Source organism: Corynebacterium sp. 13CS0277, assembly GCF_002994655.1.
Taxonomy (GTDB): Bacteria; Actinomycetota; Actinomycetes; order Mycobacteriales; family Mycobacteriaceae; genus Corynebacterium.
In genome coordinates this window covers 108,390-127,276 of record NZ_PPDL01000005.1, presented here as the reverse complement: position 1 = coordinate 127,276, position 18,887 = coordinate 108,390, and the positions used below count along the sequence as shown (strand labels likewise).

Here is an 18,887-nt window from a genome sequence, read left to right as displayed (position 1 = left end):
CCGGACTGCTGTGGTGTGCAGGACTACACTAAGAGCCATTGTTGTGTGCTCACCCACGCGAGTACGCGCAACCACGTCCGTCTCACACGTTGGAGGCCCACCACCGGCAACACCCTTCCCACCCCGACGACCCGCATGTCACCCCGCCCGAGACGCCTGGGGCCACATGAGGGTGTGTCGCCAGGGTGGGGGCGCGGCCGGCGATGGGTGGTGTGAGGTGCGGACTGTGACATATATTTCACAGCTCAACTACTACCAAGGGGAGTAGGTCCACCAAGTGACTCAAACGAAGCCTGGCGCACCGGGCACCCTTCCCGCCGACTTTGAGGGCAATTACGATGCCTGGTACAAGGCGGTGGCCGGGGTGTTCGCCCGCGTGCAGAAGAAGGATGTCGCCGATGTGCCGCTCGACATCTGGAAGAAACTCATCAAGACCACCTACGACGGGATTGATGTCAACCCGCTGTACACCCGCGCGGATGAGCAGCCGGAGGCTTCGGTCCCGGGCGCGTTCCCGTTCCTGCGTGGCGTGCGCGGCGCCGACGCCGATGCCGCCGGCTGGGGGGTGGCGGAAACCTTCGGCACCAGCGGTGACGTGAAGGCCGCGAATGCCCTGCTGTTGGGCGCGCTGACGAACGGCACCACCGACGTCATCGTCGACTTGGAGCACGGCCTGGGTGCCGGCGACCTGCCGGCCCTGCTTCAGGGCGTGTACCTCGATCTCGCGCCGATCCGGCTGCGCGCCGGCGCTGCTGTGGCCGATGCCGCGGCCGCGCTCTACGCGCTGGTCGATGCCGCCGGCGCGGCGGAGAAGTCCGTGCTGGAGCTGCAGGCAGCGCCGCTGACCGCAGTCTTCGACGAGCAGGACACCATCAGCCTCGCGGGGGCGGTGGAGCTGGCGCAGGCCGCCCACGACCGTGCCGGGTCCGTGCGCGCCATCAGCGTCGACGCTGTGTCGCTGTCCAACCAGGGCGCCACCGACGCCGAGGAGGTCGGCTTCGCGTTGGCCGCCGCGGTGGAGTACCTGCGCGCGCTGACCAACGCCGGGATGAGCGTGGAGGATGCCGCCGCGCAGCTGTCCTTCCGTTTCGCCGCCACCGACGACCAGTTCGCCCAGATCGCGAAGTTCCGTGTCGCCCGCGCCCTGTGGGCCCGCGTGTGCGAGGTCCTCGAGGCCCCCGCCGCGGCCCGCACCCCGCAGCACGCCGTCACCGCACCGGTGATGTTCAGCCAGCGTGACCCCTGGGTCAACATGCTGCGCTGCACCGTCGCCGCGTTCGCCGCCGGCGTCGGCGGCGCCAGCGACGTGGAGGTGCTGCCCTTCGATGCGGCGGTCGCCGGTGGTCTGCCGGGCACCTCCCGCACCTTCGCGCACCGTATCGCCCGCAACACCAACCTGTTGCTGCTGGAGGAGTCCCACCTGGGCCACGTCGTGGACCCGGCGGGCGGCTCCTACTACGTCGAGGCCCTGACCGACGCCCTCGCCGAGAAGGCCTGGGCCGTGTTCACCGAGGTGGAGGCCGCGGGCGGTTTCGTCGCCGCGACCGACAGCGGCCTGGTGCGCAGCCGCCTGGATGCTTCCTTCGAGGCGCAGCGCGCCGACGTGGCCCGCCGCGTGAAGAAGGTCACCGGCATCAACGAGTTCCCGAACCTGGGCGAAAAGCCCCTGCCGGCTGAGCTGCGCCACGAGCCGCGCGGCGTGCGCCGCTGGGCCGCCGAGTTTGAGGCCCTGCGCAACCGCTCGGACGCCTACCTCGACGCCCACGGCCGCCGCCCCCAGGCGGGGCTGATCCCGCTGGGCCCGCTGGCCAAGCACAACATCCGCACCGGTTTCGCCACCAACCTGCTGGCCTCCGGCGGTATTGAGGCCCTCAACCCCGGCCAGGTCACCCCCGGCACCGCCGAGTTCGATGCCGCGGCGACCGCCGCCGACATTGTCGTCATCTGCGGCACCGATGCCGAGTACGCCGAGACCGGTGTCGAGGCCGTCAAGGCCCTGCGCGCCGCCGGCGCCCGCACCATCCTGCTCGCCGGGTCCCCGAAGTCCTTCGCGGACACCGAGGGCACCGTGGACGCCCCGGATGGGTACCTCAACCTCACGATCGATGCTGCCGCAACGCTCGCCGACCTGCTGACCACGTTGGGAGCCTAGGAAACACTATGAGCACTATCCCGAATTTCTCCGACGTCAGCCGCACCCCCGCGGCCGACGCCCAGGTGGATGCGCCCGCCGACGCGGGTGCCGTGTGGTCCACCCCGGAAGGTATTGACGTCAAGCGCGTGTTCACCCGCGCCGACCGCGATGCCGCCCTGGACGCCACGGGCGACGCCCCGGCGCACCCGCTGGATTCTTTCCCCGGCATGCCGCCGTTCATGCGTGGCCCGTACCCCACCATGTACACCAACCAGCCGTGGACGATCCGCCAGTACGCGGGCTTTTCCACCGCCGCCGAGTCGAACGCGTTCTACCGCCGCAACCTGGCCGCCGGCCAGAAGGGCCTGTCGGTCGCGTTCGACCTGGCCACCCACCGCGGCTACGACTCCGATAACGAGCGCGTCGTCGGCGACGTCGGCATGGCCGGCGTGGCCATCGACTCCATCCTCGACATGCGCCAGCTGTTCGAAGGCATCGACCTGGGCAACGTCTCCGTGTCGATGACGATGAACGGCGCGGTGCTGCCGGTGCTGGCGCTCTACATCGTCGCCGCCGAGGAGCAGGGGGTCACCCCGGACCGTCTTGCGGGCACCATTCAGAACGACATTCTCAAGGAGTTCATGGTCCGCAACACCTACATTTACCCGCCGAAGCCCTCGATGCGGATCATCTCCAACATCTTCGAGTACACCTCGATGATGATGCCGCGCTTCAACTCGATTTCCATCTCCGGCTACCACATCCAGGAGGCCGGCGCGACCGCCGACCTGGAGCTGGCCTACACCCTGGCCGACGGTGTCGAGTACATCCGCGCAGGTAAGGAAGTCGGCCTCGACGTCGACAAGTTCGCACCCCGCCTGTCGTTCTTCTGGGGTATCTCCATGTACACCTTCATGGAGATCGCGAAGCTGCGCGCCGGCCGCCTGCTGTGGAGCGAGCTGGTCGCCAAGTTCGAGCCGAAGAACAAGAAGTCCCAGTCGCTGCGTACCCACTCGCAGACCTCCGGCTGGTCGCTGACCGCGCAGGACGTGTTCAACAACGTGCCGCGCACCGCGATCGAGGCCATGGCAGCCACCCAGGGTCACACCCAGTCGCTGCACACCAACGCCCTCGACGAGGCGCTGGCGCTGCCGACGGACTTCTCTGCCCGCATCGCCCGTAACACCCAGCTGCTGCTGCAGCAGGAGTCCGGCACGGTGCGCCCCGTCGACCCGTGGGCTGGTTCCTACTACATCGAGTGGCTGACCAACGAGCTGGCCAACCGGGCCCGCAAGCACATCGAGGAGGTCGAGGCGGCCGGCGGCATGGCGCAGGCCACCATCGAGGGCATCCCGAAGCTGCGCATCGAGGAGTCCGCCGCCCGCACCCAGGCCCGCATCGATTCCGGCCGCCAGGCCCTTATCGGCGTCAACAAGTACGTCGTGGAGGAGGACGAGCAGATCGAGGTCCTCAAGGTCGACAACACCAAGGTGCGCGCCGAGCAGCTGGAGAAGCTCACCCAACTCCGCGCCGAGCGTGACGAGGAGGCCGTGCAGGCCGCCCTCGACAAGCTCACCGAGGCCGCGAAGCTCACGGAACGCACCCCCGGCGACCTGGAGACCAACCTGCTCAAGCTCAGTGTGGATGCCGCCCGCGCGAAGGCCACCGTGGGTGAAATCTCCTACGCCCTGGAGAAGGTGTTCGGCCGCCACGAGGCGGAAATCCGCACCCTGTCCGGCGTGTACAAGGACGAGGTTGCGAAGGAGGGCACCGTGTCCAACGTGGCTAAGGCCATCGCCATGGCTGACGCTTTCGAGGCCGAGGAAGGCCGCCGCCCCCGCATCTTCATCGCGAAGATGGGTCAGGACGGCCACGACCGCGGCCAGAAGGTCGTCGCCTCCGCCTACGCGGACCTCGGCATGGACGTCGATGTGGGACCGCTGTTCCAGACCCCCGCGGAGGCTGCCCGCTCGGCAGTCGACGCCGACGTCCACGTCGTCGGCGTGTCCTCCCTCGCGGCCGGCCACCTCACCCTGGTGCCCGCCCTCAAGGAGGAACTGGCCAAGCTTGGCCGCGAGGACATCATGATCGTCGTCGGCGGTGTCATCCCGCCGGGCGACTTCCAGGAGCTCTACGACGATGGTGCGGCCGCGATCTACCCGCCCGGCACCGTCATCGCTGACTCCGCCATCGACATGATGACGAAGCTGGCCGCCAACCTGGGCTTCGACCTGCCGGTGCCTGAGGAGGCCTAAACCTCCCGCGCACCCACCCCCGCGCGGCGGTGCCCCGAGACATTCTCGGCCCACCCCGCGCGGGGTATCCCCTCGTACGCGTGCAGCGCGTGGCATCTTTTTCTTTTAGTACTGATTTTTTCTCTTCCTTCGCCCTCCCATTTTTCTTCTCTGCGCACCCCAGTACCCCGCCCGCAGGGTGCGGGTGTGGCACCGTTTCACATGAGGTTGTGATTGCCCGTGAGCCAGAACAACGAGTACCTTGAGCACCACCTCGGGTCGCTGATGACGACCGCCGGCACCGATCTCGGGGAGACCACCGCGGTCGCCCCGGAGGTGGTGAAGAAGGCGCGGCGTCGCATCGACGTCGACGAGCTCTTCGAGGGGGTCCGCCAGGGCAACCGCACGACGATCTCGCGGGCGATCACCCTGCTGGAGTCCACGGCGCCCGCCCACCGGGTGCTGGCGCAGGAACTGCTGGTGCGGCTGTTGCCTTTTTCCGGCAACGCGCTGCGCGTCGGCATTACCGGCGTGCCGGGTGTCGGCAAGTCGACGTTCATTGAGGCGCTCGGCATGAAGCTCATTGGCGAAGGCCACAAGGTGGCGGTGCTGGCGATTGACCCGTCGTCGACGAAGACCCGCGGCTCCATCCTGGGCGATAAGACCCGCATGGCGAAGCTGTCGGCGGAAGACGACGCGTTTATTCGCCCCTCGCCCTCGGCGGGCACGCTCGGTGGCGTGGCGAAAGCTACGCGGGAATCCATGGTGGTGTTCGAGGCCGCCGGCTACGACACCATCCTCGTGGAGACCGTCGGCGTCGGCCAGTCCGAGGTCGCCGTGTCGAACATGGTGGACTGCTTCACCTTCCTCGCGCTCGCAGGCGCGGGCGATCAGCTCCAGGGCATTAAGAAGGGCGTGCTGGAGATGGCAGACCTCGTGGCCATCAACAAGGCCGACGGGCCGAACCTGAAGAACGCGAAGCGTGCCGCCCGGGAACTCGCCGCCGCGATGCGGATGGTGCGCAGCGAGGATGCGCTGTGGCACCCGCCGACGCTGACGATGAGCGCCCTCGAGCACGAGGGTGTCGACGAGTTCTGGCAGACGGTGCAGGACCACCACCAGGTGATGGTGGATTCTGGCCGCTTTGAGCACACCCGCCGGGAGCAGCAGGTGGGCTGGATGTGGTCGATGGTCCATGAGACGATCCTGCAGCGTCTCAATACGTGTGAGGCGGTCCGCCAGACCCGTGACCTGGTGGAAGACCAGCTGCGCCACGGGCAGATTACCCCGACGCTGGCGGCGCAGCGCGTGCTGGCCGCCTTCGACGGGGACATGCCCGCAGCGCTGAGCCCCGAGGACTAAGCACCCTCGTCGCCGCCGCATGCCCCCGAAGATGGTGGTGCTGCGGCGGCGTTAGTGTGCCCGGGGTGTGCGGTAGGGGTTGTCGGGCAGTGGGGGAATCTGGGCCGATGCCGACGCAGGTGCCGCCGCGCGGGGTGTCAGCGTGCGGCCCGCACCGTAGGCCAGGCGGCGGTGCAGCCACTCCACCGGCCCCGGCAGCTGGAAGCGCGCGAGGAGCACTGCGCCGCAGAGGGTGAGCGCCCAGCAGCCACACCCTATGGCCGTGGCACGTGCCGCGCCGCCGCTGCCCTGGTAGCCGATGGGCCCATAGGGCGCGACCACGATGACGAAGATGAGTGACTGGGCGATGTATCCGCTCAAGGAGCGCTGCCCGAGCGCCTGGACGGCGCGGACGGGCGCGGGGAGGCGTAGCGGTGGGGAGCCCGGCTCGGCTGCGGCGAGGCGGCGCTGCAGGGGCTGGGTGGCGAGCACAATGCCGGCGAGGATACCCGGGCCGGTGAGCATCCCGAGGCTGTGGTTGAGGGTGTCGAAGTCAACGGGGGTCTGGATGAGGCCCGTCTGCTGCAGTCCGAGCGGCAGTCCCACCCCCAGCATGATGGCCACCGCGAGGCAGACGAAGCCCCACAGCAGCCGCCGGTAGCGGTCCGCGTGGGTGATGATCTGGGCGCGGCCGGCGGCAAACCCGAGGAGGAACATCGGCGCGAGAACCAGCACCTGCAGCGGCAGCAGCATCGCCACGACCGGCAGCATCACCACCCCGGAGACGACGAAGAACAGGTAGTTGCTCTCCAGGAAGGCCTCCGTGTGGGCGGCCTCGTTGAGGGGCACCGTGGCGTCGATCGGCACCCCCAGCCACAGCTCCACCACGACGAGGAGGACGTCGAAGGATAGTTGCAGCACGAGCAGGATGGCCGCCAGCCAGACGAGGTGCTGTGTGCGGGCCGGCAGGAACCACGCGAGGAACACGAGCGCGACCGCACTGTAGGCGACGATGATGTCGCCGCTGAACAGAAACGCCATGTGGGCGACACCGATGACCAGCAGCCACAGGTAGCGGATGATCAGTGTGGTGCGGGCCTGCGCCAACGGTACGCCGCGCCGCCAGAGGGAGCCTGCGAGCATGGCCATCCCGTAGCCGAAGAGGGTGAGGAACATGGGCAGGCCGCGCACGTGGATGATCATCGCGCCGACGATGACGGCGACGGTGTCCCACAGGCTGCCTGGGCGGACACCGCCGAGGGTGCCGGCGGTGCCGGTGGTGGCCAGCCACAGGGTGCAGGAGTTCGCGATGGCGATGCCCAGCAGGGTGACCCCGCGGGCGACGTCCGGTGCGAGCAGGCGGGTGGTGGTCGATGCCTGGGTCATGCCGGCTCCTCCTCGAGGCCCAGCACGTGGGCGATGCAGGCGGCAGACGTGTCAGCCTCGCCGGCGGCGAGGCACTCGTCGACTCTGTGGTGCAGCCCGAGTCCGAGGGCCACCCCGCCGGCCAGCCACGCCACGGTGAGAACGCCGACGGCGACCATGCAGCCGCGGGCGGCGGTGATGAGGCCCGTGCGCGCCAGGGCTGGGGGATAGGTGGCGGCCTGTGCGCGGGCGGCGCGCACCAACTGCCGCAGCAGCCACACCAGGGGGATTCCGAAGACGACGGCGGCGGGGCCCAGGCACAGCAGCACCGCCGCGATGCCTGCGGCGAGTGCTGTTCCGGCGGCCCGGTTGGTGGGCGTGCGCGCACCGTCGTAGGCGTAGCCGCCGGCGGGCGGTGCCGGTGGCGCGGCAGTTGCGTCCATGGGTGCTCCTTCGATCCATGCCGGCCCGGGCGCACCCGGCGTATCAACCTGGTGGGTACCGTGGTCGGTATGCCCCGACGGTAGCAAAATCAACAAAGCCGCGACGGCGGATTCACCGCTGGAAAAATGGAGTCACCCGAGGGCGAGGAGTTGTTCCGCCTGCTCCAGGAGGTGGTGGGCGTAGTAGCGGGAGTGCAAGGCACGCCCGGGGGCGCTGCGATCGGCGTCGGGGGTGCAGGCGAGGACGGTGCCCACCCAGCGCTCGGGCCAGGTGCCAAGGCCGTAGGTTGCCCCCAGCAGTGCCCCGGCGATCGCGGCGTGGGTGTCGGTGTCGCCGCCGAAGCTCACCACGTCGATCAGTGCCTGTTCCGCGCCGACGGTGGCGGATTCCCGCAGGGCGTGGGTGGCCAGGCTCAGCGACAGCAGCACCCAGCCCGCATGCTTGGCGTAGGTCTGAGGCGCGGAGGTGATGGCTTCCCGCACCTCGGGCGTGGTGGCAGCATCCTGCATCGCCGCCAGAATGTCCGCGATCGCACCGCCCCGCAGGGCGGTGAGCAGCCCGGTGACGTACGCCGCGTTCGCGTCGATGGCAATCGGGTTGAGGTGGGTGATGGTGGCGTCCGCCCGGGCGTCCTTCTGCGCTGCGGCGAGTGGGCGGGATGCGGCGGCGTGGATGATCGCCACCGGAGAGATCCGCATCAACGCCCCGTTGCTTTGGGAGTATTCATTCGGCTCGCCGCCCAAGGCGTGGGAGACCGTGAAGCCAATATCGAAGGGGTCGCTGGCGGCCCAGCGCCGGTATCCGGCACGCACGGCGTCGGCATCGTAGTGCCCGTGCTCCAGCAGGCTGAGGATGAGTTCCATCGCCATCTGGCTGTCATCGGTAGGTTGCCCCGCCAGGAGATTCCAGGTGCCGCCGTCGGCAAGGTCGCGCACCCCCTGCGGATAGCGGGCGGCAATGTCCTCGGGGTCGCAGAATTCGACGAGGCTGCCGAGGCTGTCTCCAATGAACTGGCCGAGGAGCAGCCCGCGGGCACGGTCGAGGAGTTCGTTGGTGCTGTGGTCCTGCGGTGTCATAGGGGCAGTGTAGCAACGCCCATGTGGCGCGGAAGCTCCTCTGAGCAGCCGCAGCGTGGCTCATGCGACAGCAGCCCTCACCGGAGGGGGTGAGGGCTGCGTGGAGGAAGGAAGCGAAAAGGTTAGGAGGTGGTCTCTGTGGAGTTTTCCTGCTGCAGCTGCTCGGCGAGCTGCCGCTGCTGGGCCACGATGGTGCGGTGGAACTCTTTCACAGCGTCCTGAATGGCCGGGTCCTGCTCGTTGAGGTGATCGAAGACGAGGCGGCGGACCGTGTCGACGTGGCCGGGAGCTGCAGCCTGGATACGTGACAGCCCCTCCGGGGTGAGGGTGACGACGATGCCGCGCCCGTCGTTATCGCAGGGGCTTTTCGCCACGAGGCCGCGCTTTTCCATGCGGCGGATGAGGTGGGAACATCGGCTGCGGTCCCAGTCGAGGTGGGAGCTGATTTCCCGCATGCGGAGTTGATGGTTGGGTGCCTCGGAGAGTCCGACGAGGACTGCGTATTCGGAGTGCCCGAGTTGGGAATCTGTCTGTAGTTGCTCTTCAACGCCGCGAAACAGCGCGTTGTGCGCCTCGAGGAGCAGGCGCCAGAAATCCTGCTCGTCATCGCTGAGCCACACTGGTGTCGTCATGAGTGCAACACTAATGCACGACCTGTGCCCGATGGTGTGTGTTCCGCGTGTCGAGTGTCAACAACCGGAAATTGCGAGAAAAAGCGCAGGTCGCACGCGCCTGTGCGCGGCGTAGGTGCGGCGAAGTCCACAGCGCGACACCGGGAGAGGGTGTCCGGATGTGCCCGTGCGGTGGGGTTTTTCGGGCATGTCCGGTCATGTTCGCGCGTGCAGCGCACCGCCTGCCGCAGTGCGGAGGGGTGACATGCCGGGCCCGCCATGCGGTCCGCGTGGAGCGGGGAAAAAGTATCGTCCGCCTGCGGATATCTCCCGCATGGCAGGCGTGGGGGAATAGTTCCACCGACCCATTAGTTGACACATCACGAAAGGCCCGTTAAGTTAGTTGCCAAGTCAACTAAGTGGCTGTCGACAGCACTCCGACCACAGCAGGGGGAGAAGACCTCGTACTGCGGCATGGCTGTCACAGTCGCCGCCGGAGCGACGAGCCCTGGCGCGCTGGCCACATAAAGAAACATTCACCATCCCCCTTCATCCAAGGAGCACCCCATGACCACCTTCGTTCTCGACGGTTCCCACTCCCACATCGGCTTCATTGCACGCCACGCCATGATCACCAAGGTGCGCGGTGAGTTCACCGACGCCGAGGCCACCATCACCCTCGACGAGGCAGGCAAGGGCCACGTGGAAGCCACCATCGCAACCACCAGCATCAACACCAACAATGCTGACCGCGACGCCCATGTCCGCGGCACCGACTTCTTCGACGTTGAGCAGTTCCCGACCATGACCTTCGTCGCAGACTTCACCGCCCCGGCCGCTACCGGCTCCACCACCATCCACGGCGACCTGACCATCAAGGGCATTACCCGCCCGGTCGACCTCGAGGTCGAGTTCCTCGGCGAGGCTGAGGACCCCTTCGGCAACATCCGCCGCGGCTTCGAGGCCACCACCATCAACCGCCTCGACTTCGGCATCGACTTCAACGCGCCGCTGAAGACCGGCGGCGTGCTGCTCTCCGAGAAGATCGTCATCGAAATCGAGGGCTCTGCCATCCAGCAGTAAGCCCGTAGGCTTCGCTCCCTACTGAGCGCACTCGTGGACGCGATCGACGTCCACACCGGCCGCGAACCACCCCCAGATAGGGGTAGGCTCGCGGCCATTTTTTATGGTGATATTTATGAGAAAAATTGCATATTAACCAGCGCTTTCACTCCACGAGACTTGAACACGCGTCAAAACGCGGGACACAAAGTTTCCCGAAACACTGCGCACCGCCGCTCGCCTGTGGCAAACTGCCTTCAGGCAAGCAAATACAGCTTGCGGCGCATGACTGGCACTCGGGGCCGGATCATGAGCGCAGCTCCACATGTGTAGGGACTCGGGGGCCCTGCACGGACTGCGACTTGATCTCCCCGAGTGCCAGCATCGCGCAGAGACTCGGAGGGGTTTGATCCGTGGCACACAACCACAGCACAGCTGCATCCACCACCGGCGATGTCGCCGCTTGCACTCACACCGATTTTCCTGCTGGCTGGGAAGCGCACGCAGAAGCGTTGTCCACCGCGCGCGACTCGGGGGCCCGGGCGACAGACCTGATCGACACCATCCTGGGTGGCGGTGACACCGCAGCAGCCCCGCACGAAGGGCAACACCCATGAGCCACCCCGCGCAACACAACCGTCGCCGGGGAGCGGCACTTATCACCACATGCGTCATGATGCTCACGGGATGCGTCAGTCACCCCCAGCCCACAGCACACACCCCACCCGCCAACAACCACGCCACCGCAGACACCACGCAGACCGACGTCCCCTTCCACGAACGGGTCGACTACGCGCGACTGCCACGAGGCTTCGACCGGCATGCCGAGGACTTCGAGCTCGTCAACGTCTGCACCGACGACCTCGTGGAGCACTTCCGGGAACTTGGTTACCCCATCGAGGTCTACGCGCAGATGATGATGCGGCAGTTCGACCAAGTGTCGTGGAGCTGCCTGAGCTTCGACAACAACGGTCACACCGGCGACACCACGTCAATCCTGGCGGAGGCGCTCGACCGTGAAGAAATCCTCGCCACCCGCGCGGACAACTTCCTCCGCGACGCCGACGACACCTGGCTGCCAGGGGCGTACTACCTCGACTACGACATCTTCCTCACGATGAAGAACAACTGCCAGATCGGGGTGGATTCTCCCCGCGGTCGGATTGCCGTGACCCACAAAGGGGCACTGCGTGAAGGTCGCGTCGAAGAGCACTGCCAGCTCGCCCGGGAGACCCTCGAAGAGCTCTACCAAGACGAGAAGTTCTTGCGCGCGGTCTACGACGACGACATCCCCTTCAAGGATGCTGGCCGGGGGTAACGAACACATAAGGATCACGACGTCGCTGACCTGCGCAGAGACCAATTTTTTCTACACAACGGGGGTACGTAGAGACCCGGGGGCACCATTATTGGCCCCACTCGCCTCTGAAGTAACTGGGACGGCGCGCGCCCACTCAGCTAGGAGAGGACCACCCTTCGCCGCCCCGGGGCTGCCTGGCCCTGGCAGTCCCATTCACCATCCTCCGTTCCGACACTCAAAGGAGAGAACACCCATGGACGGATTTGAGATCGACCTCGACCGCCTCGCGACTGCGGAACGCGACGCCGAGCAGGCCATGACGGTGGCCTACGGAATGACCGAAACGCTCTCGCGCGCCAGTTGGGGCTTCGATTCGGCGACCACTGTGCCTGGACTCGATGACCTTGCCAACACCCACAGCAGCATCCTCGGGGGTGCGATCGGCAGTGCGGCAGAGGTCCTTCACACCTATGCACGGCAAGTGGAGTGGATGCACCGCAACCTCGGTGCCACCCGCCAGAACTTCGCGATCGCCGACGCTGGTTTCGCCAGCGGCCTGGACGACATTCTCAACGGCACGATCAGCAAGATCGCCGACCTCATCGAGTTCCCCACCCGGCCCGACCCCGTCTTCGACGACTTCTCGTTCCCGACGCCCTCTGCCGGTGGCAGCTCCCTGGAGGGACTCTCGTTCGACTTCGCTTCGACGAACACGGCCGCGTTCTACGAGATCGCGAACCTCTGGCGGGACATGGAGTCCAAGGCGCATTCCCTGGCGAACGACCTGCACTCGATCAAGAACTACATCGCCGACGACTACGGCGGCGACGTCATTGTCGCCGCCACCAACGCCATCCGCGAACTCGCCGACGCCAGCGACGCCTTCGCCGACAACGCCAAAGTCATGGCCTACTACGCGGACAACCTCATCAGCATCCACGCCGCAGGACAGCGTGAAGTCGACGCCTATCTTGCCGAGGTCGCAGCTGTTGAAGACCCCATCGAAGCCCGCGCCCTCGAGAAGGCCCTGCTGAGTGATTTCCTGTCCTACTTCGACGGGGAACTGACCAATGGGGTGCCCAACATCAACAACCTCATGGGCGTCGGCAAAGTCAGCCCCGGCGGTGCCTCCGGCAAGGATCGCGGCCGCGCGTTGGAGAATCGCATCACCGGCAACGGGCGCACCCCGAACTGGGACACCCCGAAGATCAACGGCTCCGGCAACCTCACCAGCGGGGGCAGTGGCCTGCCGAGCATGCAAGGCCTCAGTGGTGGTGCGGGTGCTGCGGGTGCCAGCTTCGCCAACGTCGACGCCTACCTCAACGACCTCAAGAGCATCGGTGCCGGGCAGTCCGCCACCGGCTTTGGCGGCCTCGGCAGTGGGTCTACCCCTGGTGGGGTGGGATCCCTCGGTAATGCTCCCGCACCTGGCCTGGCAGGTGGTGCCGGCGGCACTGGCACTGGTGTCGGTGGTGTGGGTGGTATCGGGGCCTTGGGGTCCTTGGGTGGAGGAAGTCCCCGTGTGGGTGCGTCCCCGCACGTGACGAGGCCCGTGACACCTGCGACCCCGCGTCATGACCAGGCTGCTGGTGGAGGTACTGGTGCTGGTACTCCCGGCGTGGGTGCTGGCGCGGGTGTTGTCGGTGGTGTTGGTGCCGCAGGCCCGCGTGCTGGTGGGGTTCCGGGCGTGGGTGGCGTGCCGCGCCATCGGCAGGGCGGCTCCGACGGGCTGAGTCCCGGGCGTCGAGCTGGTGCCCCTGGTGGCGGTGTGCCGGGCTCTGGTGGCCCTGGTGTGGGTCATGGTGGCCTTGGCCGTGGTGGTATGCCTGGTGGCGTGGGGGCCGGTCGTGGTTCCCGTGGTCTGGGCAGCGGCGGCCTGGGCAATGGTGGTGTGGGGAATGGGCTGGAGCGTCCCGGTGGTTCCCGGGGCGGGCAGTTGGGGCAGCCGACGCCGTCGCCGTCCCCGGCACCGGGTGGTGGTGAGCCGCATGCCACGGGGCAGGGTTCGCAGGCGAAGCACCCGCCGATGATGGGTGCGCCCGTGGGAGCGGGTGCCCGTGGTGGGGCTAAGGAGAATGAGAAGAAGGGGCCGCAGACGTTCAACGATTTGGAGCGTGAAGACAACCTGCGGGCGTTGTTGGGGGAGCCGATCCCGTGGACGAACCAGCACCTGGACTTCGGTAACCGCCCGGATACGGGCAGCCCCTACAAGTAAGTCTCTATCAGGAGAGGAGCCATCCACCGGTGGGGAATTGTCCTCGCCGATGGGGGTGTCCTGTCGCAGGTGCGCCAGGCGGGTGCGAGCCAGGGGAGAAGAGGGCGGCGTACTCTCCCACGCCGCGACTGAGCCGAGCCTGCACATAACAAAACCCCCTTTGCACAAACTGTACAAAGGGGGACTTTGTGCCCGAGGGGGGACTTGAACCCCCACGTCCGTTAATAGGACACTAGCACCTCAAGCTAGCGCGTCTGCCATTCCGCCACCCGGGCCGGGTGTTGTCTCAACCGCTTCCGGCTGGGCACTTGCAATACTTTAACCACAACGCCGTAGTTCCACAAATCCGCAGCTAGAAGGCTTTATTGGGCGCGTAGTCATGCGTGGCGTTGGTGTAGGCTGTGCGACTATGACACAACCCCAACCACCTGCTCTGCGGATTCCGAAGAGAGCGCCGTGGAATTGGCTTGTTCCATCCACCGCGCCCGACGATTCCCACGTGTGCGTCACGAGTGATGTCTCGCCGCGACGCGCAGTGTGGCGCGCGTTGGTGAGCTACCGCGTGGTCGTCGTGTGGATTGTGGTCGCCCAGATCTTCTCCTCCGTGGGCGTGCTGATCTCCAAGGTGTTGGGTAAGGCGACGGACACAGTGCTCACCCCCGGACATGGGGCGTGGGTGGCAGCACTGGCGGTACTTCTTGCCGTGATGTTCACGATCCAGTGGTTCAGCGAGGCCGTATCGGAGAACTTCATCAACATCTCCATTCAGCGTCTCCGCCACGCGCTGCGCACGGACTTGTTGCGCCAGTTGACTGCCGGTGGGGATATGGGCCGTACCCCGGGTGAAATCCTGAACACGTTGGATCAGGACACCGAAACCGTGGCCCGCGTGCGGTTTGGGTTGAGCTTCCCGCTGGCGATGGTGGTGGCGTTGGTGACTGCGGTCATCGTCGTCGCACCAATTGATGTGTGGTTGGCGTTGCTCATGCTTGCTGGTGGTGTGGCGACGGCCGTGGTGTCGAAGGTGACGGCGGGGCCGGTGAAGAAGGTCTCTGCGGTGCGCCGTGCGAAGGAGGCTGCAGCAACCTCGTTGGCGACGGACTACGCCCAGGGTGTGCGAGTGCTCAAGGGGCTGGGGGCGACGGAGTATTCCGCACGCCGCTTTGATGCGGCGGTGGATGAGGCCCTGGAGGCGATGCTCGCGGATGCGCGCGTCGTGGCGCTCATGGGCACGGTGCGCCAGCTGGTGCCGGGCATCGCGACGGCCGTGGTGCTGAGTACTGCCGCGTGGATGGCGTTTCACGGGATGATTACCCCGGGCGACATGGTGACGGTGTCGATGATTGCGCCGCCGACTTTCGCGGCGATGGGCATTTCTTTGGGGCTGCTCACGGAGACCTACGCCCGGGCGGTGGCCTCCATGGAGCGCATCCAGGACTTCCAGCGTTCCATTCCCGCCGCAGCATCCACGAGCCCTGTGACGGTGGAGGAGCATCCACTCGCGCGGCTGGTCGTGCACACCCCGGGGTTAACGGTGGTGGCGCCGACGTCGGCGGCGGAGTTCCAGGCGGCCCGAGACCTGTTGGCGGCAGTCGCGCTCGCGCCGGGGGCGCTGGAGTCACCACACGCAGTGAGCATCTTTGAGGGCACCCTGGCGGACAACCTCAATCCGGTGGGCACGATCCCGCATGCCACGGTGTTGCGCGCCCTGGAGGTCGCCCAGTGTGGCGATATTCTCCGCCGACTGGGTGGCCTGGGCCCGGACGGCGAGCTGCCCACGACCCCGATTGGCGAGGCGGGGCTGAACCTGTCCGGTGGGCAGCGCCAACGGCTGGCGCTGGCGCGGGTGCTGGCGCGTACCCCTGAGTTTCTGGTGCTGGATGAGCCGACGACGGGCCTGGATGCGTTGACCCTGGCCAATGTGGTCGACGCGGTCACGCGGGAGCGTGCCGGCCTGGTGACGGTGGTGTTGTCGACGTCGCGACTGTGGGCCGCAGGCGCCGACCAGGTCATTGATGGTGCAGTCCTCACCGCGAGCGCCGAGCTGAGTGGAACAATCCCGGCAGCCAACCCCGCCGGCGGCACCGCCGCCCCGACTACGGCCACCCCGACCATGAACGGAGACACGCTGTGACGGCACCCCACACCCCTGGTGCTGCCGAGGAGTCGCTCGTCGCTGATGCGCTGGCCCCGGCCAGTATGCGCGACTGCCTCGACTTCCTGCGCCGGGCACCGCATGCCCCGAGCCGCTGGCGGGTGGCGGCATTTGTCGCCTCCGCGGGCGTGGTGTTGCTCAGCCTGGTGGGTATCGCCGCGCTGACGGGCACCATGGTGGACCTCTTCAACGGCGCCTCCCTGCCACTGCTAGGCAGTGGCCGGCGGGCGATCATCGGCTGCATCGTCGTGCTGAGTATTGCGGCCCTGGCCGACCAGCTGGGGCGCACCTCCGCCAGGTACCACATGGATGTCGCCCTCAAGCGCGTGAGCGTCGACCTGCGGCAGGCGTGCCTCAAGGCCACGCTTGCGGCCCCGATCCCGCAGCTGATGGCCATCGGTACGGGCAACATCATGACGCGACTGACGAAAGACATCGATGATTTCGTCTCCGCCATGTACAACATGGCGTTCCGCATCATCCTCGCGATCGCGATGTTCCCCGTCGCGCTCGTCGCGCTGACGGCCATCGATGTGCGGATGCTGCTGCCATTCCTCGTCCTGGTGGCCGTGCTGTGGCTGCCGGTGCGGCGGGATACGACCTTGCTGCCGCAGGCCGCGAACCTCATTGCCTCCCGGGAGGCGGAGCGCAACAACATCCTGCTGGATGCGCTGCGCAGCATGCCGACGATTCGGGCGCTGCACTTGACGCAGTGGTCGGCGGAGCGGCTGAAGGACACCTCGTGGCGTTCGGTGCGGGCCCGGCTGCTCATCGCGCCGGTGCTGGCGCGGCTCATCGGCCACGCCTACGTCCTCTACGGCGGGTATTTGATCTCCGTGGTGTGCCTGGCGGCGTGGTTGGCGTACACGGATCAGGTGAGCCTCGGGCAGGCGACGGCCGCCATCGTCATCGTCATGCGCCTGGAGATGCCGATCTTTAACGCGGTGCTCATGCTGGGCCAGATCCAAGAAGCGTTCACCCAACTCGGGCGGGCGGTGTCGCTGGCCCGCCTCGACGAGGGCGTGGAGCACACAGTGCCCGCCGATCTTGGCTCCCCGCCGGAGGTCACCATCGACCGGCTGAGCTTCGCCTACGGGGATGGCCCCCGGATCCTCGACGAGGTGAGTGTGACCCTTGCGGCCGGCACCACCACCGCCATCGTCGGCGCCAGTGGCGCGGGCAAGTCGACGCTCGCCACCCTGGTGGCCGGCATGAACCGGCCAACCGCAGGCCGGATCCTCCTCGACGGGGTGGATACCGCGACCGTGGCCGACTCCTGGACCGCCCGCCACGTGACACTCATGAGCCAGGAGGTGCACGTCTTCGCCGGGCCGGTGCGCGACGACCTGTTGTTGGCGCGGCCAGGCGCCAGCGACGAGGATCTGCTGGCGGCGCTGCGGCGCGTCGGGCTGGGGGAGGACTCCATGGCCTGGCAGCGGTACTTCCCCCAGGGGCTGGACACCGTCGTCGGCACGGGGGCCGACCCGCTGCCCGCCGCCGTGGAACAGCAGCTGTCGCTCGCACGGGTGCTGCTCGTCAACCCGCCAGTGCTCATCATGGATGAGGCGACCAGTGAGGCGGGCTCCGACCACGCCCACCTGCTGGAAAACGCCGCCCGGGAGGCGACCCGGGGGCGAACGAGCATCGTCATCGCCCACCGCCTCGACCAGGCGGCTGGTGCCGACCGGATCGTCGTCATGGACCAGGGGCGGATCGTCGAAGACGGCACCCACAGCGAACTGTTGGCGCGCGGCGGACGCTACGCGCGGCTCTACCGCGCCTGGGCGGACAGCGCCTAACCCGCCCGCGCCAGCAGGAGCGGGGGTGGCCGGGGGTGGGCGATATATCACCCCAATGACGTGAATTCGGCCCCCATCACCCGTACACTGTGACCATGAGCACCTCATCTGCAACCCCTAGCTATGTCGACCCCCGATTCCCCGGCCCCGACCCCTACGCCGCCCTCGGCGACCTGCCCACCTTCACGCTGACCTCCACGGACCTGCGTGACGGTGAACGGATCGCCGACGCGCAGGCAGCGCCGTCCAACATCAGCCCCCAGCTGGCGTGGGACAACCTCCCGGAGGGCACCAAGTCGATTGCGGTGACCTGCTACGACCCGGACGCGCCGACGGCCGCCGGTTTTTGGCACTGGGCCGCCTTCAATATCCCCGTCGGCGTCACCGAGCTCCCCACCGGTGCCGGCGACCTCGCCGATATCCCCGGCGCCGTGGTGCTCCGCGGCGATAGTGGGGCCCGCGACTACTACGGCCCCCAGCCGCCGGCCGGCCACGGCCCCCACCGCTACCTGTTCGCCGTCCACGCCGTCGACGTGGACACCCTCGACGTGCCGGCCGATGCGACGCCGACGGTGCTGGGCTTCAACCTGTACTTCCACTCGCTGGCCCGCACGATCCTGTGGGGCTGGTACGAAAACACCTAAAACCCCTTCCTGAGGCCCGCGTGTCTCAGCGACCACCACGGCCACATTCCCGCCCGTCACCTGCTACCCAAGGAGTGAGTTCCCGCCCCATGGCCCGATCCCACGCCCCCGGCGCGCCCCTGCCCGTTCCCGCCAGCCTGCGCTTCGGCGGGGCGTTTCTCGCGATCGCTGTCGTGCTGGGGGTGATGGTGTTCCTTGCGATGAGTTCCCAGGGGATTTTCGCTCTCGTGTCGGTGACACCCCGGCTGCTGAGTATCGTCGTGGCCGCGGGGCTGCTCGGGGCGTACGCTGTCCGGATGCCCGGGCAGCTGCAGACCATCGCCCGCCCCATCGCGCTCGGGGTGGCGGTGCTGCTGGTGGTGGGCAGCCGTTTCCTGCCCAACCCGGAGCTGCACGTCATGGAGGCTGGCTGGCTGGTCGCGTACGCGGTGACCGCGCTGCTGGCGGGCTTGCTGCTGCGACGGCATTCAGTCACCCGCGGTTAATGTTCCCGCTGTCGGGGCACGA

Annotated in this window: 14 protein-coding genes and 1 tRNA gene; 10 read left to right on the top strand and 5 right to left on the bottom strand. The window is 67.4% G+C overall.

Annotated elements, in window-relative coordinates; genetic code table 11:
- The first annotated feature begins 277 nt into the window (after positions 1-277).
- The 3 genes from C1Y63_RS03200 to meaB all read left to right on the top strand — a co-directional run bounded on the left by C1Y63_RS03200 (position 278) and on the right by meaB (position 5,730).
- Positions 278-2,152 (top strand): methylmalonyl-CoA mutase family protein, encoded by a 1,875-nt coding sequence (locus C1Y63_RS03200; RefSeq protein ID WP_106015015.1) that lies wholly within the window; start codon positions 278-280, stop codon positions 2,150-2,152.
- A gap of 8 nt (positions 2,153-2,160) precedes the next feature.
- On the top strand, positions 2,161-4,389 hold the full coding sequence (gene scpA, locus C1Y63_RS03195) for a methylmalonyl-CoA mutase (protein ID WP_106015014.1): 2,229 nt from the start codon (positions 2,161-2,163) through the stop codon (positions 4,387-4,389).
- Between the two features lie 219 nt (positions 4,390-4,608).
- Positions 4,609-5,730: a methylmalonyl Co-A mutase-associated GTPase MeaB gene (gene meaB, locus C1Y63_RS03190; RefSeq protein ID WP_106015013.1), complete on the top strand. Its 1,122-nt coding sequence runs from the start codon at positions 4,609-4,611 to the stop codon at positions 5,728-5,730.
- A 51-nt stretch (positions 5,731-5,781) separates the two neighbouring features.
- Here the strand turns inward: meaB and C1Y63_RS03185 are convergent, their stop codons facing one another.
- The 4 genes from C1Y63_RS03185 to C1Y63_RS03170 all read right to left on the bottom strand — a co-directional run bounded on the left by C1Y63_RS03185 (position 5,782) and on the right by C1Y63_RS03170 (position 9,226).
- Positions 5,782-7,095, bottom strand: a complete 1,314-nt coding sequence (locus C1Y63_RS03185; RefSeq protein ID WP_106015012.1) for a DUF418 domain-containing protein — start codon at positions 7,093-7,095, stop codon at positions 5,782-5,784.
- Positions 7,092-7,517: a hypothetical protein gene (locus C1Y63_RS03180; protein ID WP_106015011.1), complete on the bottom strand. Its 426-nt coding sequence runs from the start codon at positions 7,515-7,517 to the stop codon at positions 7,092-7,094. Before C1Y63_RS03180 ends, C1Y63_RS03185 begins: the two co-directional genes overlap by 4 nt.
- Positions 7,518-7,649: 132 nt before the next feature.
- Complete coding sequence (locus C1Y63_RS03175) at positions 7,650-8,594, bottom strand: ADP-ribosylglycohydrolase family protein (protein WP_106015010.1); 945 nt, start codon at positions 8,592-8,594, stop codon at positions 7,650-7,652.
- Positions 8,595-8,716: 122 nt separating this feature from the next.
- A complete protein-coding gene (locus C1Y63_RS03170) occupies positions 8,717-9,226 on the bottom strand; it encodes a MarR family winged helix-turn-helix transcriptional regulator (protein WP_106015009.1) in 510 nt (169 codons plus the stop codon).
- Positions 9,227-9,772: 546 nt separating this feature from the next.
- Here C1Y63_RS03170 and C1Y63_RS03165 point away from each other — a divergent pair.
- The 3 genes from C1Y63_RS03165 (at position 9,773) to C1Y63_RS13215 (ending at position 13,782) form a co-directional block, all read left to right on the top strand.
- The gene (locus tag C1Y63_RS03165; protein WP_106015008.1) at positions 9,773-10,288 is read left to right on the top strand and encodes a YceI family protein; all 516 of its coding nucleotides are present in this window, start codon (positions 9,773-9,775) and stop codon (positions 10,286-10,288) included.
- 652 nt (positions 10,289-10,940) lie between these two features.
- Complete coding sequence (locus C1Y63_RS03160; protein ID WP_106015007.1) at positions 10,941-11,585, top strand: hypothetical protein; 645 nt, start codon at positions 10,941-10,943, stop codon at positions 11,583-11,585.
- Positions 11,586-11,820: 235 nt separating this feature from the next.
- On the top strand, positions 11,821-13,782 hold the full coding sequence (locus C1Y63_RS13215; RefSeq protein ID WP_106015006.1) for a hypothetical protein: 1,962 nt from the start codon (positions 11,821-11,823) through the stop codon (positions 13,780-13,782).
- Between the two features lie 189 nt (positions 13,783-13,971).
- On the opposite strand, the gene C1Y63_RS03150 is transcribed toward C1Y63_RS13215, so the two are convergent.
- Positions 13,972-14,057 (bottom strand) — tRNA-Leu (locus tag C1Y63_RS03150).
- A 275-nt stretch (positions 14,058-14,332) separates the two neighbouring features.
- On the opposite strand from C1Y63_RS03150, the gene C1Y63_RS03145 reads away from it, so the two are divergent.
- The 4 genes from C1Y63_RS03145 (at position 14,333) to C1Y63_RS03130 (ending at position 18,865) form a co-directional block, all read left to right on the top strand.
- Positions 14,333-15,916, top strand: coding sequence for an ABC transporter ATP-binding protein (locus C1Y63_RS03145; protein ID WP_158256068.1), 1,584 nt, complete (start codon positions 14,333-14,335; stop codon positions 15,914-15,916).
- Positions 15,913-17,736 (top strand): ABC transporter ATP-binding protein, encoded by a 1,824-nt coding sequence (locus C1Y63_RS13170; RefSeq protein WP_106015004.1) that lies wholly within the window; start codon positions 15,913-15,915, stop codon positions 17,734-17,736. Before C1Y63_RS03145 ends, C1Y63_RS13170 begins: the two co-directional genes overlap by 4 nt.
- A gap of 95 nt (positions 17,737-17,831) precedes the next feature.
- Positions 17,832-18,380, top strand: coding sequence for a YbhB/YbcL family Raf kinase inhibitor-like protein (locus tag C1Y63_RS03135; protein WP_106015045.1), 549 nt, complete (start codon positions 17,832-17,834; stop codon positions 18,378-18,380).
- 89 nt (positions 18,381-18,469) lie between these two features.
- Positions 18,470-18,865 (top strand): hypothetical protein, encoded by a 396-nt coding sequence (locus C1Y63_RS03130; protein ID WP_106015003.1) that lies wholly within the window; start codon positions 18,470-18,472, stop codon positions 18,863-18,865.
- The last annotated feature ends 22 nt before the right edge of the window (positions 18,866-18,887 follow it).